Here is a 20,874-nt window from a genome sequence, read left to right as displayed (position 1 = left end):
GGCTGATCGCCAAACATGAGAGGGGCGTACCGATTTTCATCGACAAAGCAACCTGGAGAAAGCTCGCCCTCGAGCGTCGCGACAGCCTGTCTCCCCAGGTTAAGGCGAGCCTGGATGCCTCGATTGTGACGTGGATCGCGAACCTCCCCGAGGGCGGGCCACGGGTGGGGCCGGGCGCCGTCATTGCGGCCTACGTCCCGATCGGTAGCGAACCGGGCACCACCGCGATGTTGGAGGTGTTGCGCGAGGGAGGCTTCCGGGTCTTGCTGCCGAAGGTGACGGCGGGTCCGCCTGCCCCACTGCGTTGGGCCTGGTACGACGGACCGGAGTCATTGCATGAACGACGATTTGGACTGTTGGAGCCCAGTGAGGACGGCGCCTCACCTGACGCGCTCGGCGACGCCGCTCTGATCCTGGTCCCGGCGCTGTCGGTCGATCGCCACGGCATTCGACTCGGTCGCGGAGCCGGCTATTACGACCGGTCGATACCAGAGGTGGACACAGACAAACTGGTAGCCGTGGTGTTCGACGACGAGCTGGTGGACGAGCTGCCATCGGACGACTTCGACGTGCGGATGGGCTGGAGTCTGACGCCCGGCGAAGGGTTCAGACGACTGGGAACAAGCTGACCTTGGCACTCGTTAACGAAGAGTGCCAGTTCGACGGTAGAATCCACAACGTTCTCGGCTTAACACCTTCGGAGGTCTTCGGTGCCCACATATTCGTACGCTTGCACACAGTGCGACAACCGCTTCGACATCGTGCAATCTTTCAGCGACGACTCGCTCACCGAATGCCCGAAATGCGCCGGTAAGCTGCGCAAACTGTTCAACAGCGTTGGCATCGTATTCAAGGGCAGCGGCTTTTACCGCAACGACAGCCGCTCCACCACCACGAGCAGCGAGTCGAGCTCGAGCGATTCGTCGAAGTCCGACTCCGGCAGCAAGGAATCGGCGCCTGCAGCGAAGTCGACGGATTCGGGCAGTAGTTCGTCGAGCAGCGCGTCCAGCAGTTCGACCGCTGCCAAGGCTGCTTCCTGACACCTGTCCACACACAGTGGACTGTGCACAGGCAACCTCATATCGGCGCCTGACCAAGCGGACGAAGGATGGCAATCGCCATAACGTTCGCTCATGGCCGCGCGCAATGCTCTGAACCCCACACTCTCCGACCGTGTCCGTCATGCCGTCAGACCCGGATGGACACGGTCGCTGCTCCTCCGTCGCGCTTGTGCCATCGTGCTGCTGGCGGTCGCGCTCGTGGCTGCACTGACGGCGGGGCGTACCGAGGAACTGCGGCCGGCGGTGATCGCGGCCCATGACATCAGCCCTGGGCAACCCCTCACGATCGGCGACCTGGCCACGCGCGGATTCCGTCCCGGCGACCTCCCGGCAGGCACAGCCGACGACGCAGCCGACTTCCTGGACAAGACGGTGACCGGCCCGGTGCGGGCGGGCGAGATCTTGACCGATTCGCGCGTTCTCACCAGTCGCCTGCCGGCTCAGATCATGCAGCGTCCCGATGCGCGCCTGGTTCCGGTCAAGGTGGCCGACACAGCGGTGATCGATCTCCTCCGTGAAGGAGACGTGGTCGACGTGTTGAGCATCGACGATGCCGGTACCACCGAAGGTTCATCGGCGACAAAGGTTTTGGCCAAGGCAGCGGTGGTCGCACTCGTGTCGCAGGAGTCGGGTTCGCGGACGGGGTCGGATGCCCGACTTGCCGTTCTCGCCTTGCCGGAGCGCGACGCGCACGTGGTCGCTGCGGCCACCCTCACTGCTCCGATCACACTCGTTTTTCACTGACTGCATGTTGTGAACGGCATTTTCCACGACCGCTGGTTAGGATCAGCGGACTGCAATTAGCGCTCGTTTCCCTCGTGGGAAGGGTCACTACATGTTCAAGGGCTTCAAAGATTTCCTCATGCGGGGAAACGTCATCGACCTCGCTGTCGCTGTTGTCGTCGGTGCTGCCTTCACCGCGATCGTCACAGCGTTCACCACCAACATCATCCAACCATTGGTGAACTCGATCGGTGGCACCGATTCCGCGCAGGGGCTGGGATTCACCATCAGGTCCGGCAATCCGGAAACGTTTGTGGACATCGGCGCCCTCATCGCCGCCGCCATCAACTTTCTGATCGTTGCCGCGGTTGTCTACTTCCTGATCGTGATGCCGTACGAGAAGTTGAAGACGCTCGCAGCGCGCGACGGCGACGACGCCGCGGCCCAGACGGAGTCGGAGTTGCTCGCCGAGATCCGCGACATTCTCCAAGGCAAGGATCCCGCCGAGGAGAAGGCCAAGATCGCCGGCGCGACGAACGAGAAAGATCAGGCTCTCGTCGACCGGCGTGGCGACGAGGGCCCGCAGTCCGGTCCTCTTTACTCGGGTCCGGCCGCCGCCGGCGCAGGCGCGTCTTCTGCGGGTACGCAGCAGTTCTCTTCGCAGCAGTCGGACCGAATCGGTGGCGCCAACGTCTATCCGACGCAGGGTCCACCTACCGGTGGCTCAGGACCGATCGGCCTGCCGCCGCAGGGACAGCCGACCCAGGGCGGTGCGCCGCCGCGGAGCCAGCCGCCGCTGGGTGGACCGCCGCCCGGTTATCAGCAGCCGCCGGGTCCGCCGCCCGGGTACAACCCAGGTCCGCCGCCACGCCCGAACCCGCCGCAGCATGAGGGGCCAGACCAGGGTCAGGGTTACCGCCCCGATCCGTTGACCGGCCCGCCACCCGGTTACGACCCGCTCACCGGTCCACCACCGAACTACGGGCCGCCACCGGGACGTCGCGACGACCACAACGGCGGCGGCAGGCACAGCAGCCCGTAAACACTTCGAGATCGACCTATCGCCCCGGCTCATGCCGGGGCGATTCTTTCTGGCGAAGGGCCCAGCGATCTCGGATCACGGCACGCCGTTCCTGCTGTTCCGCTGTTCCTGTTTTCACTGCCCCTATTCCACGAGGACATCCACGGTCTGAGGGGCACCTGGAGGAGGCGGGGCTTCTGGCGGAGTGTTGTTCTCCGACGGCCTGGTCGGTAGTGAATCTGGTGGCTGTGGGCTTAGTTCCCGATTGCGTTGTTCGAGTTCGGCTTTGCGGCGCGCGATCATGCCCTGACGGGCCTCGATGATGGCTTCGTCCGGGTGGTGGGCACGGTTGACCCGGGGTTGTCGCTCCGGATCCAGCAGTGCCGGTGGGATCCAGGCGCACCGCCCTGCGTCAGGGCCGTCGGTGATCATCACCGTCTGCCACTGATGCTCCCCCGGTCCGACGAGTTGGTGGTGTTGCGGGCATGCCGGAGCCAGGTGAGTGATGTCGGTGGGCCCGCCCTGCGCCCATTCACGGACATGGTGAGCCTCGGCCCACAACGCCGGATTCGAACAACCCGGATGCGAACACCCTCGGTGCGCGGCAAACATCGCCAGACGTTGCGCCTCACTGGCCAACCGGCGTGCTCGACCCAGAAACAACGGCTCATTCGAATGGTTCGCAAAAATGGCCAACGTCTTGTCGGAACGCACTGCAAGCCTCAACGCATCAGCGATCGGCAACACCGCACCGGTCGCCGTGTAGACCAGTCCCGTCCCGTACGGTCGCGTCGGCCCACCAATGACCGAAGGCAACCAGCTCGGATCCTCCCAGTGCGTCTCCGCGTACGGGTGAACGCCCTCTGCTTCACGGTCTTGCCCCACCTCGCGGTCTGGCTCTGGCGTGCAGCCTGGCTTCGGTTCGCGGCCTGATTCTGCTGCTGACGCTGGTGCTCTACCGGGTTCAAACTCGTATCTCGAAAAGCTCTCTCCGCCGACGACTTTTGGCGACACCTGCTCGAGCGCGTACTGATCGAGCTGGTCTTTGGTCATGTTGATGATGACCTGCACTGGCAAACCGTGATGCGTCTTGCCCAGCTGCCCCGATTCGAGCAGGTACATCAGCATCGACTTCACCGCATCGTGATTACGCTGCGCCGCACTGCGGGTGTCGTTGTCTGCCGCGGCCTGCAGCAGGTCTCTGTCCAACGTCGGATCATCGGCCGCACCTGAGGGCGACAGTGGATCATCAGGATTGTTCATCCCCGGAGCGGCCCACACCGCGAGCATCACATCCAGCGAGGCCCGGGTCACCGGGTCCAGATGCCCCGCTACAGTCGACATGAGATCCGTGGCCGGTTTCCCCACACTGAATCCACGCTTCCGGGCCCTGTCGGTGTCATCGGCCAACGTCCCGTCGGGATCCAAGTATTCGACGATTCGCTCACCGATAGCCTCGACTTGTCCGGGCGTGTGCTTGCGGCACAGATCAGCCAGCGCCACCTCTGTGTTTGTGCGCTTCTCCGCATCGACCTTGTGCGGAATCTTTGCCATCACCCTCGCCACCACCCCAGCGTGATCAAGTCCGATCACACCCTCACGCAACGCTTCTGCGGTGTTCGGGAATCGAGCATCTATCATTTCACCGCTGGGAGTCACCGACGGCGTCAACGCGTCCATCGCTTCCACCCGAGCTCGGGCAGCACCCGGACGCAGCCGCGCCAACGCGGTCAACATCGCAGCCGGCGATGAGCATCCAACTTTCGAATACGCTCGTCGCACAACCACTTCCCGCAACACCGGCAAACCTGCGGACTGCAACCGCTGCGACGCGACCTCCAACCGGTCGACCAGACGTACACATTCCTCGTCGGAAAGTACCGTCAGATTCACCTCGGCGAGCTGATCGATCGCCGACTCCAGACCCGACACCACGCCCACCGCAGGCGAATCGATGACAGCACCGTCGGACATGATGACCCCCCAGTCAACCGAAAAGCGAACGCTGGCAACCAGATGCGAGGTGCCTCTGCTGTCAGGACGATTCCTTACGTCCGATTGTAGTCCAATATCCGCAGATTGTCGAACACATATTCGATTACCGATCATGGCCTCGGCGCCTCCCGGCCAGCGCCGGCGTTCAGCATCCCGGTAACGCCGAAAGCCGGAACACCTTGCGGTGGTCCGGCTTTCGGGTTGTTCAGTTGTCAAGCAGCAGGGATCTGCCTATCAGCCGAGGCTGAACTTGGAGCCCCACAGGGTGACGATGCCGGTGACCGACGGGGTGTCGACGGTGACCTTGACGTACGCCTGTCCTTCGGCGTATCCGGCGCAGCCGTCGATCTTGACGGTTTCCTGGCTGTAAGCGATGCCGCCTGCGTTGCCCTCGAAGCTGAAGTCGGTGGCGTCGTCGGACGACAGGATCGGCACGTAGGTGGCTTCACCTGGTCCGAGAGTCAAGCCGCCGCCGATGGCAGCTTCAGGCGTGGACCACGGCGAGCCGGGGCTGGACAGATCCAGCGAGGTCCCGATACCGGCTTCGCCGCCGGCACCGAAGGTCAGCTGGCATCCGACAACGTAACCGGCTTCGACGGTGGCGCCTTCGGCTTCACCGTCGACGGTGACGAGCACCTTGCCCGACAGCCACACGTTGCGGCTGGTCGGAACCGCCACGGTCGACGGCTGAATGTTGACGAACTCGTCCTTCAGCGTGACGGTGACGTTGGAGCCGTCGATCAACTTCTGGGTGGCGACGCCACCGGGAAGAGCACCGGCAGCTGCGCCGCCGGCACCCATGGAGGACAGTGCGATGGCCGAGACACCGGCGATGCCGGCCACCGCGGCGAGACGACGCGAGAGTTTGTTGCGCATGATTCCCCTTCAGGAATATGAATCTGCTTGCGGCAGATGAGATTTCAGACTAGTTGGTTTATCTGCCGACGATCAGTTCAGGCTGAACGGGGCGCCGTAGAGGGTCGACTTGATGACGTAGTTGCCCTCGGTCTGCACGGTGGTGAAGGCGCGAGCCTGGGCGTATCCGCCGCACTGCTGCACCTCGATGCCCTGACGCTTGTACTGGACGCTTGCAACGCCGCCCTCAAAGGTCTTGGTGCCGAGCGGGACGAAAGCCGCTTCACCGGGTGCCAGCGGGAACGAGAGCGAGCCGTCGAGGCCCAGGCTCAAAGAAGAATCGATGGAGGCGTTCAGGCCACCTTCGAGACCGGTGATGTCGACCTGGCAGCCGACGATGTAGCCGGTGGTCAGGGTACCGCTGGCGCCACCGGCGGTGACGGTGACGAGGCCGGAAACCTCTGCGGCGCGGCCTGCGCCGTTGTTGGCCAAGGACGGGACCGGGTAAGCGGCCTCGCCGGTGCGGCTGATCTTGACGACGGTGCCGTCGACACCCTGGGTCACCTTGCTGCCGCTGGGCAGGGGTCCTGCGGCGGCGTTTCCTGCGCCCATGCTGGCCAGGCCAAGGGCGGCAACCGCGGTAATCGCACCAACGCCGACAACGCGGCGCAGACCGAACATGTTGATCTTGCTCATTCGTTCCCTCTCACAGGATTGCTGTGTAATCCAAGCTCAACCAAATCGTGAGCTCGAAGTGACCAAAAGGTTCAGCGGAATCTTCTACCGGGGCAGTTAACGGGCTTGTATGCCAGTAGTTTCCAGTAGGTAAATCTCAGCCGAACACCTTGCCCACACCGCGGTCGCCATTGGGGACGTCGCACGGGATACGCCCAACCCCCGCACTGGTACCGGCCGTATCGAGCGGAACGTTAGCCCCGGGAACAGGGGCGGGCAACACTTCGCAGCAGTCGTGTCTTGAAAAGGAACTTCGCGAAAGCGAATGATTAATTATTGATCTTGCAGCAAATTCAGTGAACTATCAGGAAAAGCCCAGGAACCCGGCCGTGACCCAATCGCGATTCAGCCGTGATGTGGCGGACGATTTTCGATAAACCATTCGTCTCCACGCATATCGGCGTTACTGTGACCTTCATCACTGCGACCGATCGGTCGCTCATCACTGCTGGTCAAGGGCAAATCGTCGCCGAAAACCTTCTCTAATTCGGCACGAGTCTTGCTTCGCTTTCGGCCCGTCGAGTCGCTCATCTGAACCGATCAGAAGTTGCTGATCGACGAGATGAGGTGTTTCGCCATCGGCGTGATGGTGGCCATACCGTCACGAACGGCGGCCCGTGAGTTGGCCAAGTTGACGACGATTGTTTGCCCCGAGACGCCCGCAAGCCCGCGTGACAGCCCGGCATCCATTGCGCCGGCAGCCAATCCGGAACTGCGCAAGGCCTCTTCGATACCCGGCAGCTTACGGTCGAGTAGATCCGCGGTCGCCTCGGGAGTCACATCGCGACCACCGACCCCCACGCCTCCGACAGAGATGACCAGATCCACCCCTCCGATGACTGCGGTGTTGAGGGCGTTGCGGATCTCCACCTCGTCGGATTCCACCGCCACCACCGCGTCGACGTGAAAACCAGCTTCTTCGAGCAACTCCCCCACCAGCGGACCGATCAAGGCCTGGTCCTCACCATGGGCGGCCCGGTCATCGACGATCACCACCAGGGCCCGACCCAGATCCTCTTCAGCCAAGTTCAGTGACCTCATGCGCTGTCCTTCCGCTTCGATCTCCCCTGTGCGGACGGCGAGCTGTTCCGCCGCGGCGTCCGCGGCGACGACATCTGCCTCGCCGATACCCAGGACTGAGATAGCACCATCTCCGTCAGGAACTCTATCGGTCGGGATGGGGATGACTGCCCGCAGTCGGGTACCAGTGTGATCGTCGATGTGTTTCACGGTCTAGCGTCCTCCGGTGTTCAGGGTGTCGAGGGTGACCTGCGCGGTCTTTGTCTGTCCGTTGGTGACGTACGTGATGGTCACCTGGTCGCCGGGAGCGTGCGACCGCACCGCCGCGATCAGCGCGTCTCCGGAGGCGATCACACGATCGTCGACCTTGGTGACCAGTGCACCACTCGGGATGCCTGCCTTTGCGGCGGCTCCGCCCGCCGTCACCTCGTTGATCAGCGCGCCGGGGCTGTCAGCTGACGGCGCCCCCGACCGCACTGTGACGCCGAGCCCCGCCTGTGTTGCCTTACCGGTCTTCTCGAGTTCGTCGGCGATGCGCATCGCCTGGTCGACCGGGATGGCGAATCCAAGGCCGATGCTTCCGCCGGTCTCTCCCTGGGAGAGGCTGGCGATCGCGCTGTTGACGCCGATGAGGGCGCCGTTGGCGTTGACCAGTGCGCCACCGGAGTTGCCCGGATTGATCGCCGCGTCGGTCTGGATGGCATCCATCACCGACGCCTGTCCACCCTGCTCACCCTGCGTGGACACCGGACGGTTGAGCGCGCTGATGATTCCCGTGGTCACCGTGCCGTTCAGCCCCAGCGGCGACCCGATCGCGATGACCTCTTGGCCGACCACAAGATTGTCGGAGCGACCGACGGCGATCGGGGTGAGGCCGGACTTGTCGACCTTGATGACGGCGATGTCGGAGATCGGGTCGGCGCCCACGATCTGCGCGGCTGCCGTGGTGCCGTCACTGAAGGTGACCGTGAGGTCCGGATTGTTGCCCGCACCGGCGACGACGTGGTTGTTCGTCATGATGGTGCCGTCCGCGGTGAGCACGATGCCGGAGCCGGACCCGGACGCCTGGCTGCCCTCCACCTCGATCGACACGACCGACGGGGTGACCTTCTCCGCGACTTCCTGCGTCGAGCCGGCGGGCGCCTGGACCGGTTGGCTGTTGTCGCGGTCGCCACCGAGCACACTCTCGCTGGTTGATCTCGAACCGGATGAATCGTCGGCCACATTGGCGCCGACAACTCCTCCGATTCCGCCGCCGACGAGCACCAAAGCGATTGCGGCAGCCGCCAATCCGGCTTTGGCACCGCCCGAACGCCCGTTACGTGCGGGCGGCGGGGAGCCGAACTGCTGTGGCGAGCTCCCGTACGGGTTCTGGCCGGCCCCGGGGGCCGGGATCTGACTGGTGGGGTTGGTACCCGTCCCCCCGCCGTGGGCGTAGGGCCCATACGGGTTCGGCTGCGCGAATTGCCCGGATGGAGCATACGGATCAGGTTGAGCGCCATAGCCGTAACCACCCGGGCCACGACTTGCCGAAGCGCCCTCCGAAGACTGCCCGAAGGGGCCGGAATGTCCGGAAGATCCGGAAGGTCCGGAAGGCCCGTTCATGCCGGAATTGCCGAATTGTGCCGTCTGCTCACCCGAGGAGTTCTGCTGCCTGGGCTCGAACGCCGAGGTTCGCCCATAGGGGTTGTCCTGCGGTCCGGCGTTGCTCGGCCCGTCCGGCCGATCAGCGGGCCCGCTGGGATGCGATTGTCCCGGTGATTGCGAGATGCCCTCTCCCGGAAAGGAACTGGTGTCGCGGTTCGTCCCGCGCTCGTCATCGTTGCTGCCGACCATGTCGATTTTGCTTTCTGCCAGGCGCACCCTGCGCTCCCCGATGCCGCAACATTTACCGGCACTGAGGAATACCTTGCTGTGTCGGCCTGAGACGGGGCTGAGACAGTGCTGTTTGTTTCCCCTTCATTGTTCCCCGCAGGGACTTCGTCAAACAAAGCCGCCGATCGACGGACAGAGAAGTCAGACCTTCGAACGACCGCCGAACGCTCGACGCCGTTCGATCAGAACCTATTGCTGGACCACCTGGGGAGCGATCTCGGCCGGCACCGGCGCTCCAGGAAGGCTGATCGTCACCAGGGCGCCTCCGAGTTCGGACTGACCGGCGGTCACCGTGCCGCCGTGGCGGTCCACGACCTGGCGGACTATCGCCAGCCCCAGCCCCGAGCCGGGCATGGATCGGGAGGCGGTGGACCGGTAGAACCTCTCGAAGACCAGTTGCCGGTCTTCGGGAGGGATACCGGGGCCGGCGTCGGCAACGGTCAGAATCGCGCGATCAGGCTCGATCTGAGCCAGCCGTACCTCCACGGGCCGGCCGGGCGGACTCCACTTCGCCGCGTTGTCGAGCACATTGAGCACGGCCCGCGACAACCCGGCACTCTCACCGAAGACAAACCAGGGCGTCACATGCACTTCGAAGTCGACGTCGCTGCGTCGGCGGCGGACACGCTCGAGAGAGCGGTCCACCACCTCGGAGAGGTCGACCTCTTCGTGTACCACCTCGGGCGCATCCTCACGCGCGAGATCCACGAGATCGCCCACGAGCGTGGAGAGTTCTTCGATTTGCGCCATCACGTCCGTTCGCAGCTCCGCCATGTCCGATTCGGGCACCGCCCGCGCACCCGGCTGGCTCGACGCGATCATCAACTCCAGATTCGTGCGCAACGACGTCAGCGGCGTGCGCAATTCGTGACCGGCGTCCGCGACGAGCCGGCTCTGCCGGTCTCGCGACTCGGCAAGTGCCCGCAGCATCAGGTTGAAACTCTCGGTGAGCCTGGCCAATTCGTCGTTGCCGATGACCGGGATGGGCGTGAGGTCGTCGGTGCGCGCCACTCGCTCGGCGGCCCGGGTCAACCGCGCGACCGGCCGCAGTCCGGCACGCGCCACGGTCGTTCCGGCGACTGCGGCCAGGATGATCCCGCAGCCACCGATCACCCCCAGCACCCAGGCCAATCGGTGCAGCACGTCGTCTGTGTCGCGAAGGCTCTGCGAGATGATCAGGGTATTGCCGTCGTTGAGCTTGCGGGCCAGCACCCGCTGGTTCTTCGCGGTCCGCAGCGACGACTCCGCTTTCCCGTCCACCACGTCACGTTCGGACTCGCCGTAGGGAACGCCGCCGATCTGAAAACCACGGCCCCCGGGCATCACCAGTGCCACCGACATGTCCGTGGAGAACACCGTGCCGGCAACCAGCGATTCGGGCGAGTCGTCGAGAACCCCGATCCGAGCCAGTTCGGTCATCCCGTTGGCCCGGTTGGTGAGCTGCGAATCGACGTCGGCGTACATCGCCCGGTAGACGACCGCAAAAGCTGCTGCAGCCATCACGGCAACCGCGATACCCACCACCGTGGCGGACAGGATCGTGATGCGCCAACGCAGCGAGATGGTCCGGGTCAGCGGTGTCGGCTTGCGCATCTGCCGGGGAAGATCCGGGGCCGAAGCCATCTGTGTGGGCCGCTGAGCGGTCACCACGCCGACCGGCGGGGCTTCGCCGGGGACCGGCGGGTGACGGTGATAGAAGCTCACGATTTACGGAGGGGTCTCCCGCAGGACGTATCCCACGCCCCGCACGGTGTGGATGAGGCGCGACTCGCCTTCGGCCTCGGTCTTGCGCCGGAGGTATCCCACGTAGACCTCGAGTGCATTGCCCGACGTCGGGAAGTCGTAACCCCAGACCTCCTCGAGAATGCGGCTGCGGGTGAGCACGCGGCGCGGATTGGCCATCAGCATCTCCAGCAGGGCGAACTCGGTGCGGGTCAGGCTGATCGAGCGCTCGCCTCTGGTGACATCGCGCGTGACCGGATCCATCGTGAGGTCCTCGAACGTCATCGCCTCCGAGTCCGTTAGCGGTTCGGCTGTCGCGCGGCGCATCAGGGCCCGCAGGCGCGCGAGCAGCTCTTCGAGCGCAAACGGTTTGGGCAGGTAGTCATCAGCGCCAGCATCGAGTCCGGCGACCCGTTCGGACACCGAGTCGCGAGCGGTGAGGACCAGGATGGGGAGATCGTCACCGGTGCTGCGGAGACGACGGCACACCTCGAGCCCGTCGAGGCGCGGCATCATGACGTCCAGCACCACCGCCTCGGGACGGTCGGAATTGATCTTTTCGAGGGCTTCGACGCCATCCCCCGCCGTGAGCACCGTGTACCCGTTGAACGTCAGGGACCGGCGCAGAGACTCGCGAACGGCACGATCGTCGTCCACAACCAGTATGCGCATGACAACAGTCTTACTTCCACGACTGAGAGCGCGCTAAGTAATCCCCTGCGACGCGCCAGATTTCTTGTCCTTGAGCCGTCGCACGCGGACTCCGTACCCGCCGCGCACTCATCCTCCGACCCGGCGTGTCGGGGCCATCGGCAGTCGCCATCGGAATCGCAGGCTTCCCACGCGCAACAGGAAGGCCAGGGTCGCCCCCGCCACCAGACCGGTCCAGATCGGCAGACCTGTGCCGTCGGCGATCACGACGGCCAACGCTCCGCACATCGCAGGGACCGCGTAGAGGTCGGCGGGTCGGAGCAACAGGGGGACCTCACCGGCGAGCACGTCGCGGATCACGCCACCACCCACCGCGGTGGTGATCCCGATGAGCACCGCAGCCATCGAACTCGAGTCTCGTTCGAGTGCCAACAACGCACCCGACACCGCGAACACACCCATCCCGACCGCGTCGAGCATCAGGACGGCCGGGAACAACGCCCGGAACGCAGGATGGAAGAAGAAGGTGATCAGACCGGCGATCAGGGCGATGGTGAGGTTGGGCCAGTGTTGTACCGAGGTCGGCGGGGTGATGCCGAGGAGGAGGTCGCGCACGATCCCGCCACCGACACCTGTGGCCGCACCCATCGAGAGGATTCCCCACAGATCAAAGTCCTTGCGGACCCCGACCAGTGCACCTGAGCAGGCGAACACTGCGACGCCGGCGTAGTTCAGGACGTCCTGCAGCATCGCAGACTCCCAGTTCTCGATCTGTGCGGCCCCGTCGAGTCACCACGCTCTCCGGGGCACCTTCCGGACACAACAAAGGACTGACCGTCGATCGACGGCCAGTCCCTGTTGTCGACTGTGTGGCTGTTAGCGCTTGTCGAGGTCGACGATGCCCAGCTTGACCGCCTTGACCAGGCGACGGGGCACGCGATGAGCGACGCCACCAACCTTCACCTCTTGCAAGGCGGGGTTGTCCGCTTTCCACTGCGAACGGCGGCTACGAGTATTCGACCGCGACATCCGGCGCTTCGGTACAGCCATGATTCAGCCCTTCATTTCTTCGTTTAAGTTCCCTGGTTCGCGCGAGTCCGGCGACCGTATCGGCGTTCGAACTTCTGCACACGTCCTGCGGTGTCCATCACGCGCTGCGCACCAGTCCAGAACGGGTGCGAGTCGGACGTGACATCGACAACCACTAGAGGATACCGGTTACCGTCCTCCCATTCCAAAGTGACGTCGGACGTCAGTGTGGAACGGGTCAGGAACGCCTTGCCTGTCGACGAGTCCTTGAAGATCACCGGATGGTAGTCGGGGTGGATGTTCGCCTTCATGATTTGTCCTTCCGTTCCGGGTTCGTCTGCTGTCCAGCCGAACCCTCTGCCTGCTTGAACCATTCGATGGGTGGGTCTGTTCCCGCCAGCAGAGCGCGCTCGTCGAGCACGTCCTGGCAGGGGTCGGCATGGGCGACGCCGAACGGATCGGTGAATCGATCCCAGCCCCGCTGACCCTCAGACAGCTCGTCGTCGGTCAGCAGTGCGCTGCTCAGCGCCCAGCGGATTCGCGCGGGTTCGGCGCGGTACGAGATCGCGACGATGGAGCTGCTGCGGTCGCCGTAGAGGGGATGCCAGCGCAGCGACGCCATCGCGACGCGCTCCGGATCGGCGGCACCGGCCTCGTCGTCGGACATCGCCGCGAGCCAGGTGCCACCGGTCGCGATGCGTAGGCCGCCGCCCGCACTCTCGAGCCACAGCGCCTCATCGGGCTGGGTGGCCAGCCACAGCCGACCGCGGGAGGCGACAACCCCATCGAGCAGTATGTCGATCGCGTCGTGCAGGCGTTCGGGATGAAACGGTCGATCGGCATGGAACTCGACCACGGCGACTCCGCAGTCGGCATCGAGGGGCGGCTGCCCGCGCAGCAGCGGGTCGTGCGGCCCGGTGATCCGGCCGCGGCGCGCGCCCGGCGGGATGGCCGAGATCAGGTTGCGCATGATCGAGGCGGTCAGTGGGCGCCTCGGCAGTTCCATGATGATGGGCGCTGTCGGGTTGAGCCGTTTGAGAACGGCGAACAGCTGCGCCCCGGCCCATCCGTTGTCAGCCTGTCCGTGGACCACCAGGGCGTCGGCGAAGTCGACGTGCCCGACCGCGAGCTGGGCGATGGTCCGCTCGTCGTCGGCGGTCTGGAACCGATCGTCCTCGTCGAGGGTCTCGTCGCCGGTCGCGTCGCGCAGCCATTCACCTTCGTTGACGCACCCGATGACCGCCTCGATCTCCACGTCGAGACCTGCCGGGCCGTCGACCTGACCGGGGACGCCGGACACCACCGTGCCGGCGATCGCAAACGCCATGGGTTCGGGTTCGATGGCCGGGTCGAGGGCCAGAACGATCCGGTCGACGTTGGAGCGTCGGTGCAGGGCCCGCAGCAAGGGCAGCACGTCTTCGCGGAGGGCACACGACAGACATCCGTGATCGAGTGCGGTTTGCGTTGTGCGCGATGTCTTCTCGCCGTTGAAGTCGATCGATGTGACCGTTCTGACGATGGTTCCGGCGTCCACCAGACCTAGATCGTGGTGCACCACAGTGGTCCCCGGCAGGCCGAGCGCCTCCGCACTGCGCACCGTCGCCTCGCGGTCGAAGCCGGTCACGATCACCAGCGGGGTCTTGTTGACCAGGCGGGTCACAGGCAGCTCCTATCGGGAATGGTTTTCATTTGATCGAGGTTGAATGTACAGTCCAATTCGCACGTTGTCGACAATCATTCCCATTAGAGACAGGAGGCGCGCCCATGTCCATGCACTGCCAGGTCACCGGCCGCAAACCAGGTTTCGGCAAACAGGTGTCGCATTCACATGTGCGCACCAATCGCCGCTGGAATCCGAACATCCAGCGTCGGCGCTACTTCCTGCCGAGCGAACACCGCACCGTCACGCTGACCGTGTCCGCCAAAGGCATCAAGACCATCGATCGAATCGGAATCGAGGCGGCAGTCGCCCAGATCCGCGCACGAGGAGAACGAATCTGAATGGCACGCAATGAGATACGTCCCATCATCAAGCTGAAGTCGACGGCCGGGACCGGCTACACCTACGTCACGCGCAAGAATCGCCGCAACGACCCGGACCGCATGATGATGCGCAAATACGACCCACGCGTCCGGCGTCACGTCGACTTCCGCGAGGAACGCTGATGGCGAAGAAGTCGAAGATCGAGCGCAACGAACAGCGCAAGGTGGTCGTCGCCCGCTACGCCGAACGCCGTGCGGTGCTCAAGGACATCATCCGGCGGCCGTCGTCCACCGACCAGGAACGAGCGGACGCACAACTGGCCCTGCAGCGCCTGCCCCGCGACTCCAGCGCCACCCGGGTCCGCAATCGCGACGCCGTCGACGGTCGCCCCCGCGGCTACATCGGGAAAGTCGGCCTCTCACGTATCCGGCTGCGTCAGATGGCGCACAACGGGGAACTGCCCGGCATCACCAAATCCAGCTGGTGACAACCACTCTCACGACAAGGACCTGATCGATGGCACGACGCCCCGCAAAAGCCGACCTCCCGGCCAAACGCAAACGCAACATGTTGCTGGCCGCTGGTGTGACCACGGTCGATTACAAGGACACCGCACTGCTGCGCCAGTTCCTGTCCGACCGCGGCAAGATCCGCAGCCGGTCCATCACCGGACTCGACCCCCAGCAGCAACGTCAGGTGGCCACCGCCATCCGCAACGCGCGCGAGATGGCACTGCTCCCCTACCCCGGGATCCGCTGACACTCCCAGATCCCCGATAGTGTGCCCTTTTGGCGACGGAAAACCCTGGTGACCCCCACCAAAAGGGCACATTTTCGGGGTCCATAGACTGCCGGGATGTCCGGCGTCATCCAAGGGTTCACGGTGATCTTCATCGTGGTCGCCGTCGGATATGTCCTCGGCCGTACCGAGGCGCTCGGCCCGGGCGCGGTGATGGTGTTGTCGCGCTTGGTGTTCTTCGTCTGCACGCCGGCACTGCTGTTCTCGTCGCTCGCGAAGGCCGACCTCGCCGACGTGTTCTCCACCACGCTTGTGGTCGCCGGTGGCAGTGCATTTGTGGTGGGCGCGATCTACTTCGCCCTCGCCCGACTGCTGCTGCACCGCGCGATTCCCGAAGCCGTGATCGGCGCGTTGTCTGCTTCCTACGTCAACAGCGCCAATCTCGGGATACCGATCGCCATCTTCGTGCTCGACGACGCATCGTTTGTGGCGCCGCTGCTGCTCTTCCAGATCATGGTGTACTCGCCGCTGGCCTTGACCACACTCGACCTGATTGCGTTGCGCGACTCAGACGAATCAGGCTCACGTCGCCGAATCTCACTGCGCGACACCGTGGTCACCCCGTTCACGAACCCCATTGTGCTCGGCGGCGCGGCCGGTCTCGTCGTGTCACTGATCGGTGTGACACTGCCCGAGGCGGTGATGGAACCGTTCGACATGCTCGGGAACGCCTCGGTCCCTGGCGCACTCCTGGTGTTCGGTCTCTCACTGACCGGGGTCTCCGTGTTGCAGAAGGGCGAGAGCCCACGCCGCGACGTCGCGCTGGCATCCGTGCTCAAGATGGTGGTGCAACCGGTGCTGGTGTACCTGGTCGTCCGCTACGCCTTCCACGCCACCGGGCACGAACTCTTCGCCCTGGTGGTGATCGCCGCATTGCCCACCGCACAGAACGTTCTGGTGTACGCGAACCGCTACCAACGGGGCGTGGTGCTCGCACGCGATTCCGCCCTGGTGACCACCCTCCTCTCGATCCCGGCGATCATGCTCATCGCGCTTCTACTCGCCTGAACCGGTCCATGGTCACGGACACGGACCAACCCTTCGCACGACGAACCATCCTGTGGCGGTTGGCCACAGCCACCGGTGGGACTAACCTCGTAGCGGTGAGTGATCTGGTACCGAATGATGATGAGCGCGAAGGCCGCAGTCGCCTCCGGGCCAGCGACGCCGACCGAAACTTCGTTCATGACATTTTGTCATCTGCAATGAGTTCCGGTCACCTCAGTCCCGTCGAGTACGAAGAGCGGGCCGCCAAGGCCGTTGCCGCCAAGACATTCGGAGAGCTCGACGAGCTCACCGACGATCTGCCGGTCAATCAGCTGACCACCGCCGGCGTCGCGACCAGCCGGCGAGTCACCACCCCGTCCGCAGGTGTGGAGGTGATCACCAGCCGCATCGCCATCATGAGCGGTTCAGAACTCAAGGGTCCGGTCGCGGTCGGCGAACACCTCAACGCGTTCGCCCTGATGGGCGGTGTCGAGATCGACCTGCGCGACGCCGAGTTCACGGCGGACCACCTGACCATCCGCGCCAACACCATCATGGGCGGGATCGAGATCGTGGTTCCGCACGACGCGACCGTCCGGATCACCGGGATGGGCATCATGGGCGGGTTCGGAGGCAGTCGCAATGCCGAAGGCAAAGGCATTCCGGGAGCCCCGATCATCACCGTCAGTGGCCTCGCCATCATGGGCGGGGTGGAAGTGGTGCGACGCCGTCCACGCGACGCGACCTGACTTCGACCTGATCCAAAAGATGAGGACGCTCTGGCTTGGGCCGGGCGGTCCCCATCTCCTCGGTATCTCATCGGTGCGACCGTGATCAGCGGCGCCCGCGACGCCGCTTGGTGCCCAGGTAGTCGCCGACCACGGCGGCGCCGAGACCATCGAGATCCGGTGCCACCACCCGACCCGATGCCCGTCGTGCCATCTGGTCCACAAAATGCACCAGTCCGGGGTCGTCACCGAGCCGGAAAAAGCTCACCTGGGCACCCATCCTCGCAACGTTGTCCAACTCTCGCACCGTCGCCGACAACGTCGCCGGGTGCGGCGGGTAATAGAAGAACGGTTCGCCACCGGGCAGCAGATGTGCTGTCGGCTCGCCGTCGGTGACGATCAGCACCACCGGCTGCGCGTTGGGGTGGCGACGAAAGTGCCGCTGTGCCAAAAGCAATGCGTGGTGCAGGTTGGTCCCCTGCTGCCGCATCCCGTCGAGCCCGATCAATTCGGACATCTCCAGCGTCTTGGCGTAGTGACCGAAGGAGATCAGCTGCAGTTCATCACTGCGGAAGCGAGTGGAGATCAAGTGGTTGAGCGCCATCGCTGTGCGCTTCATCGGGGTCCACCTGTTCTCCAGCCACATCGAGAACGAGGTGTCGACCAACAGGGCGACTGCGGCCTGACTGCGGGCCTCTGTCTCACCGACCTCCACGTCACGGACGTCGATCCGGACGCCGTCCCTGAGCATCGCGTTGCCTGCGTGCAGCTTGTCGCGATCCTCGGACATGGTGCGCAACACCGCGTTCGACACCGTGCGGGTGACGTCCCAGGGTTCGGTGTCACCGAATTCCCATTCCCGGCTGGAACCGGTGGGTTCGCCCGCCAATCCCGAACGCCGGGTCTGGCGGTCGCCACCTCGACCCGACAGCTGTTCGGCGACATCCCGGAAGATCGACTGACCCAGCTGACGCATGGCCTTGGGAGACAGCCGGAGCTGACCGTCGTTGCCGCGTTCGAGGAGACCCTGTTCTTTGAGTGCCTTCTCGAGTTCGGCGAGTGTCCGGGCGTCGACAGCGGCATCGTCGCCGAGCTGACGGGCCAGTGCGTCGAGGTCCACATCGTCGAGGTGGGCGCCCGAATACTGTTGCGCCAGTTGCTCCGACAGCGACTCGAGCTCGGCGAGGTCCTGGAGCGCGCCGGCACCCTCGCCCATCCCCATGCCCTGCTGACCCTCGAAGCTCTGACCTTCGTCCCAGCCCATGCCCGGCCGGGCGGCTCGCAGTTGCGAGTCCATCTGCGAGAGTTGGTCCATCAGGTCGGGCGAACCGAATGCCTGCTGCGCCAGCTGATCGAGTTCGGCGCGCTGTTCCTCCGACAGCGAGTTGTAGAACTGCTGGGCCGCAGCACTGCGAGCGGCCAGCGAGTCGATCAACTCGTCTGCGTTGCGGGGGTTCTCGGGAAAGAACTCGCCGTGCTTGTCCATGAACTCACCGAACTGCTCGGTGGTGTCCTCGCCGTTGTTGTGCGCAGCGAGGAGCTTGTTCAAATCCTTGAGCATGTCAGCGATACGTTGCCGGTCCTCTTCGGTGGCGCCCTCGAGCGCCTCCTTCATGCCCGAGAATCGCTGATCGAGGAGTTCACGACCGAGCAGGTCTTTGATCTTCTCGTAGTTCTCTTTGGCCGCCGGACTGCGCCAGTCGTAATTGGCCAGGTCCTGCACCGCCTGTGCGGTGGACGGAGGCAGGTTTTCGATCTGCATCTCGGCGAACCGCGCGTCGTCGTCGAGGTCGCGGGCGAGCTGCTTGCGCTCCTCGAGAACTGCCGAGTCGAGCAGCTCACGGATCTCTTCGAAGGTGCCGTTGAGGTTGCGCGATTTGAGCAGCTCTTCGCGACGCTTGTTCACCATCTCGCGGAGTTCGTCGAGGCCGCGCATGTTGTCGCTGCCGCGCCGCAGGAACTCGCGCATCGCCGACTGCGGTGACCCACCGGCCATCACGTCGTCGCCGATGGCGTCGAGTGCCTCACGCAGGTCCACCGGCGGCGCCAGGGGGTCCGGCCCTCCGGAGTAGCGGAGATACCGAGCGCGATGGAAATTATTGCGGGCCATGCTTTTTCCCGTCCAAGATGTCTGAATAACCGACCGACACCGGTTCCGCGGACCGGCCGCGGAACACGACATCGGCCTAGCCGTACACGGTCCGGCCTGCCTCGTCGGCTTCTTTGCCGATCCGGCGGGCCAAGAACAATCCCTCCAGTGCGAGCTCGAGCGCGCTGGCCCGTTCACCGTCGTCCGTCGCCTCGAGGCGCTCGGCGATCTTTGTCACGACGGGGTCGGTGCCCTCGGGCATAGAGGTCAGCAACTCCCTCGCCGACACCCGATCACCGGTGATGATCGGGTCACTGGCTTCCAGCGCGGTGACGAGCGTGGCCAGGTCGACACCGCCGAGATGCGCACGCACGGTGTCGGCCGTCGACTTGCGCAGCAGGTGTTCGAGGATCTCGATCTCGCGGCCCTCTTCACCCGACTCGAACTCGACCTTGCCGCGGAGCACCTCGATCACCGAGGAAAGGTCCACGACGCGCGCGACCGCGAGGTCCTCGCCCAGGATGGTGGCCCGGTGCAGAGCGGCGGCGGCAACCGTTTCAGCACCCGCGATCGCGAACCGCGCGGAGACGCCGGAGCGCTGATCGATGGACGGGTGGTCGCGCACGTACCGCGTGAAGCGGGCGATGATCTCGACGATGAAGGTGGGTACCGACGCTGTGAGATCGGCTTCCTGCTCGATCACCGCGATCTCGTCGATCAACTCGATCGGGTAGTGGGTGCGGATCTCGGCGCCGAAACGGTCTTTGAGAGGCGTGATGATGCGGCCGCGGTTGGTGTAGTCCTCGGGGTTGGCACTGGCCATCAGCACCACATCGAGCGGCAGTCGGAGGCTGTACCCGCGGACCTGGATGTCACGTTCTTCCATCACGTTGAGCATGGCGACCTGGATGCGCTCGGCGAGGTCGGGCAGCTCGTTGATCGCCACGATGCCGCGGTGCGCGCGCGGGATCAACCCGAAGTGGATGGTCTCTGGATCCCCGAGACTGCGGCCCTCGGCGACCTTCATCGGGTCGACGTCACCGACGAGGTCGCCCACGGAGGTGTCGGGGGTGGCGAGCTTCTCGCTGTAGCGCTCGCTGCGGTGGAGCCACCCGATGGGCAGGTCATCCTGCAGGTTCGCGGCCTTGCGGATGGAGCCGGGAGTGATGGGCTCGTACGGATGCTCGGCGAGCTCAGAGCCTTCGATGACCGGGGTCCACTCGTCGAGTAGGCCGACGATCGTGCGCAGCAGACGCGTCTTGCCCTGGCCGCGTTCACCGAGCATCACCACGTCGTGGCCGGCGATCAGCGCACGCTCGAGCTGGGGCAGAACGGTGGTCTCGAACCCGAGGATCCCGGGCCAGGGATCGGTGCCCGATCGAAGTGCGGACAGCAGGTTGTTGCGTATCTCGTCTTTGACGCTGCGCTGTACGTGGCCGGAGGCACGCAACTCCCCCAGGGTCCGTGGAGAGGGGTGGGCAGAGCGGGTGTTCGTGGTGTGGGGTGTGCTCACCATGTCCACGCTACGAGCCTCGTCGCCGGAGTGCACTTGTTTACGCCCGCAGAGGAACACGGGGCGGCCTCCGGCACACCCCCTTGGG

General features: G+C 64.7%; 23 protein-coding genes. 10 read left to right on the top strand and 13 right to left on the bottom strand.

The features are described from left to right. The first annotated feature begins 2 nt into the window (after window positions 1-2). From CSW57_RS05325 to mscL, 4 genes are all read left to right on the top strand, one after another. A complete protein-coding gene (locus CSW57_RS05325) occupies window positions 3-629 on the top strand; it encodes a 5-formyltetrahydrofolate cyclo-ligase (protein ID WP_317615571.1) in 627 nt (208 codons plus the stop codon). A gap of 81 nt (window positions 630-710) precedes the next feature. Beyond that, the gene (locus CSW57_RS05320; RefSeq protein WP_099381729.1) at window positions 711-1,040 is read left to right on the top strand and encodes an FmdB family zinc ribbon protein; all 330 of its coding nucleotides are present in this window, start codon (window positions 711-713) and stop codon (window positions 1,038-1,040) included. A gap of 93 nt (window positions 1,041-1,133) precedes the next feature. Further along, window positions 1,134-1,805, top strand: a complete 672-nt coding sequence (locus CSW57_RS05315) for an RcpC/CpaB family pilus assembly protein (protein WP_099381728.1) — start codon at window positions 1,134-1,136, stop codon at window positions 1,803-1,805. A gap of 91 nt (window positions 1,806-1,896) precedes the next feature. Next, window positions 1,897-2,826 (top strand): large-conductance mechanosensitive channel protein MscL, encoded by a 930-nt coding sequence (gene mscL / locus CSW57_RS05310; protein WP_099381727.1) that lies wholly within the window; start codon window positions 1,897-1,899, stop codon window positions 2,824-2,826. Window positions 2,827-2,949: 123 nt separating this feature from the next. Here the strand turns inward: mscL and CSW57_RS05305 are convergent, their stop codons facing one another. The 11 genes from CSW57_RS05305 to mrf all read right to left on the bottom strand — a co-directional run bounded on the left by CSW57_RS05305 (window position 2,950) and on the right by mrf (window position 14,347). Continuing rightward, window positions 2,950-4,779: an HNH endonuclease signature motif containing protein gene (locus CSW57_RS05305; protein ID WP_189339132.1), complete on the bottom strand. Its 1,830-nt coding sequence runs from the start codon at window positions 4,777-4,779 to the stop codon at window positions 2,950-2,952. Window positions 4,780-5,034: 255 nt separating this feature from the next. Then, complete coding sequence (locus CSW57_RS05300) at window positions 5,035-5,676, bottom strand: MspA family porin (protein ID WP_099381725.1); 642 nt, start codon at window positions 5,674-5,676, stop codon at window positions 5,035-5,037. 72 nt (window positions 5,677-5,748) lie between these two features. After that, window positions 5,749-6,351: an MspA family porin gene (locus tag CSW57_RS05295; protein WP_099381724.1), complete on the bottom strand. Its 603-nt coding sequence runs from the start codon at window positions 6,349-6,351 to the stop codon at window positions 5,749-5,751. A 579-nt stretch (window positions 6,352-6,930) separates the two neighbouring features. After that, the gene (locus tag CSW57_RS05285; protein ID WP_223249046.1) at window positions 6,931-7,620 is read right to left on the bottom strand and encodes a MogA/MoaB family molybdenum cofactor biosynthesis protein; all 690 of its coding nucleotides are present in this window, start codon (window positions 7,618-7,620) and stop codon (window positions 6,931-6,933) included. Between the two features lie 3 nt (window positions 7,621-7,623). Next, a complete protein-coding gene (locus CSW57_RS05280; protein ID WP_099381722.1) occupies window positions 7,624-9,246 on the bottom strand; it encodes a S1C family serine protease in 1,623 nt (540 codons plus the stop codon). A gap of 228 nt (window positions 9,247-9,474) precedes the next feature. Further along, window positions 9,475-10,908, bottom strand: coding sequence for a sensor histidine kinase (locus CSW57_RS05275; protein ID WP_099382072.1), 1,434 nt, complete (start codon window positions 10,906-10,908; stop codon window positions 9,475-9,477). Between the two features lie 84 nt (window positions 10,909-10,992). Beyond that, window positions 10,993-11,679: a response regulator transcription factor gene (locus CSW57_RS05270; RefSeq protein WP_099381721.1), complete on the bottom strand. Its 687-nt coding sequence runs from the start codon at window positions 11,677-11,679 to the stop codon at window positions 10,993-10,995. 108 nt (window positions 11,680-11,787) lie between these two features. Next, entirely contained in the window at window positions 11,788-12,408 is a 621-nt protein-coding gene (locus CSW57_RS05265; RefSeq protein WP_099381720.1) for a trimeric intracellular cation channel family protein, read from the bottom strand. A gap of 126 nt (window positions 12,409-12,534) precedes the next feature. Next, on the bottom strand, window positions 12,535-12,708 hold the full coding sequence (gene rpmF / locus CSW57_RS05260; RefSeq protein WP_023962752.1) for a 50S ribosomal protein L32: 174 nt from the start codon (window positions 12,706-12,708) through the stop codon (window positions 12,535-12,537). 23 nt (window positions 12,709-12,731) lie between these two features. After that, the gene (locus CSW57_RS05255) at window positions 12,732-12,998 is read right to left on the bottom strand and encodes a type B 50S ribosomal protein L31 (RefSeq protein WP_023962750.1); all 267 of its coding nucleotides are present in this window, start codon (window positions 12,996-12,998) and stop codon (window positions 12,732-12,734) included. After that, window positions 12,995-14,347: a ribosome hibernation factor-recruiting GTPase MRF gene (gene mrf / locus CSW57_RS05250; protein WP_223249045.1), complete on the bottom strand. Its 1,353-nt coding sequence runs from the start codon at window positions 14,345-14,347 to the stop codon at window positions 12,995-12,997. Before mrf ends, CSW57_RS05255 begins: the two co-directional genes overlap by 4 nt. Before the next feature lie 104 nt (window positions 14,348-14,451). Between mrf and rpmB the strand changes: the two genes are divergently transcribed. From rpmB to CSW57_RS05220, 6 genes are all read left to right on the top strand, one after another. Next, the gene (gene rpmB, locus CSW57_RS05245; RefSeq protein ID WP_030170500.1) at window positions 14,452-14,688 is read left to right on the top strand and encodes a 50S ribosomal protein L28; all 237 of its coding nucleotides are present in this window, start codon (window positions 14,452-14,454) and stop codon (window positions 14,686-14,688) included. Then, complete coding sequence (gene rpmG, locus CSW57_RS05240; RefSeq protein WP_099381719.1) at window positions 14,689-14,853, top strand: 50S ribosomal protein L33; 165 nt, start codon at window positions 14,689-14,691, stop codon at window positions 14,851-14,853. After that, on the top strand, window positions 14,853-15,158 hold the full coding sequence (gene rpsN / locus CSW57_RS05235) for a 30S ribosomal protein S14 (protein WP_099381718.1): 306 nt from the start codon (window positions 14,853-14,855) through the stop codon (window positions 15,156-15,158). The genes rpmG and rpsN overlap by 1 nt, the downstream gene beginning before the upstream one ends. Before the next feature lie 29 nt (window positions 15,159-15,187). Then, entirely contained in the window at window positions 15,188-15,430 is a 243-nt protein-coding gene (gene rpsR / locus CSW57_RS05230; RefSeq protein WP_099381717.1) for a 30S ribosomal protein S18, read from the top strand. Window positions 15,431-15,526: 96 nt separating this feature from the next. After that, window positions 15,527-16,477: an AEC family transporter gene (locus tag CSW57_RS05225; protein WP_099381716.1), complete on the top strand. Its 951-nt coding sequence runs from the start codon at window positions 15,527-15,529 to the stop codon at window positions 16,475-16,477. A gap of 95 nt (window positions 16,478-16,572) precedes the next feature. Then, window positions 16,573-17,205, top strand: a complete 633-nt coding sequence (locus CSW57_RS05220) for a DUF1707 SHOCT-like domain-containing protein (protein ID WP_223249044.1) — start codon at window positions 16,573-16,575, stop codon at window positions 17,203-17,205. Between the two features lie 85 nt (window positions 17,206-17,290). Here CSW57_RS05220 and CSW57_RS05215 read toward each other — a convergent pair whose 3' ends face one another. Together CSW57_RS05215 and CSW57_RS05210 are read right to left on the bottom strand one after the other, a co-directional pair. After that, window positions 17,291-19,294, bottom strand: a complete 2,004-nt coding sequence (locus CSW57_RS05215; protein WP_099381714.1) for a vWA domain-containing protein — start codon at window positions 19,292-19,294, stop codon at window positions 17,291-17,293. A gap of 76 nt (window positions 19,295-19,370) precedes the next feature. After that, complete coding sequence (locus tag CSW57_RS05210; RefSeq protein ID WP_370623909.1) at window positions 19,371-20,786, bottom strand: sigma 54-interacting transcriptional regulator; 1,416 nt, start codon at window positions 20,784-20,786, stop codon at window positions 19,371-19,373. Window positions 20,787-20,874 lie beyond the last annotated feature (88 nt).

Origin of the sequence: Williamsia muralis (assembly GCF_002735905.1) — a bacterium.
Lineage (GTDB): Bacteria > Actinomycetota > Actinomycetes > Mycobacteriales > Mycobacteriaceae > Williamsia > Williamsia muralis_A.
This window is presented reverse-complemented; position numbering and strand designations above follow the sequence as displayed.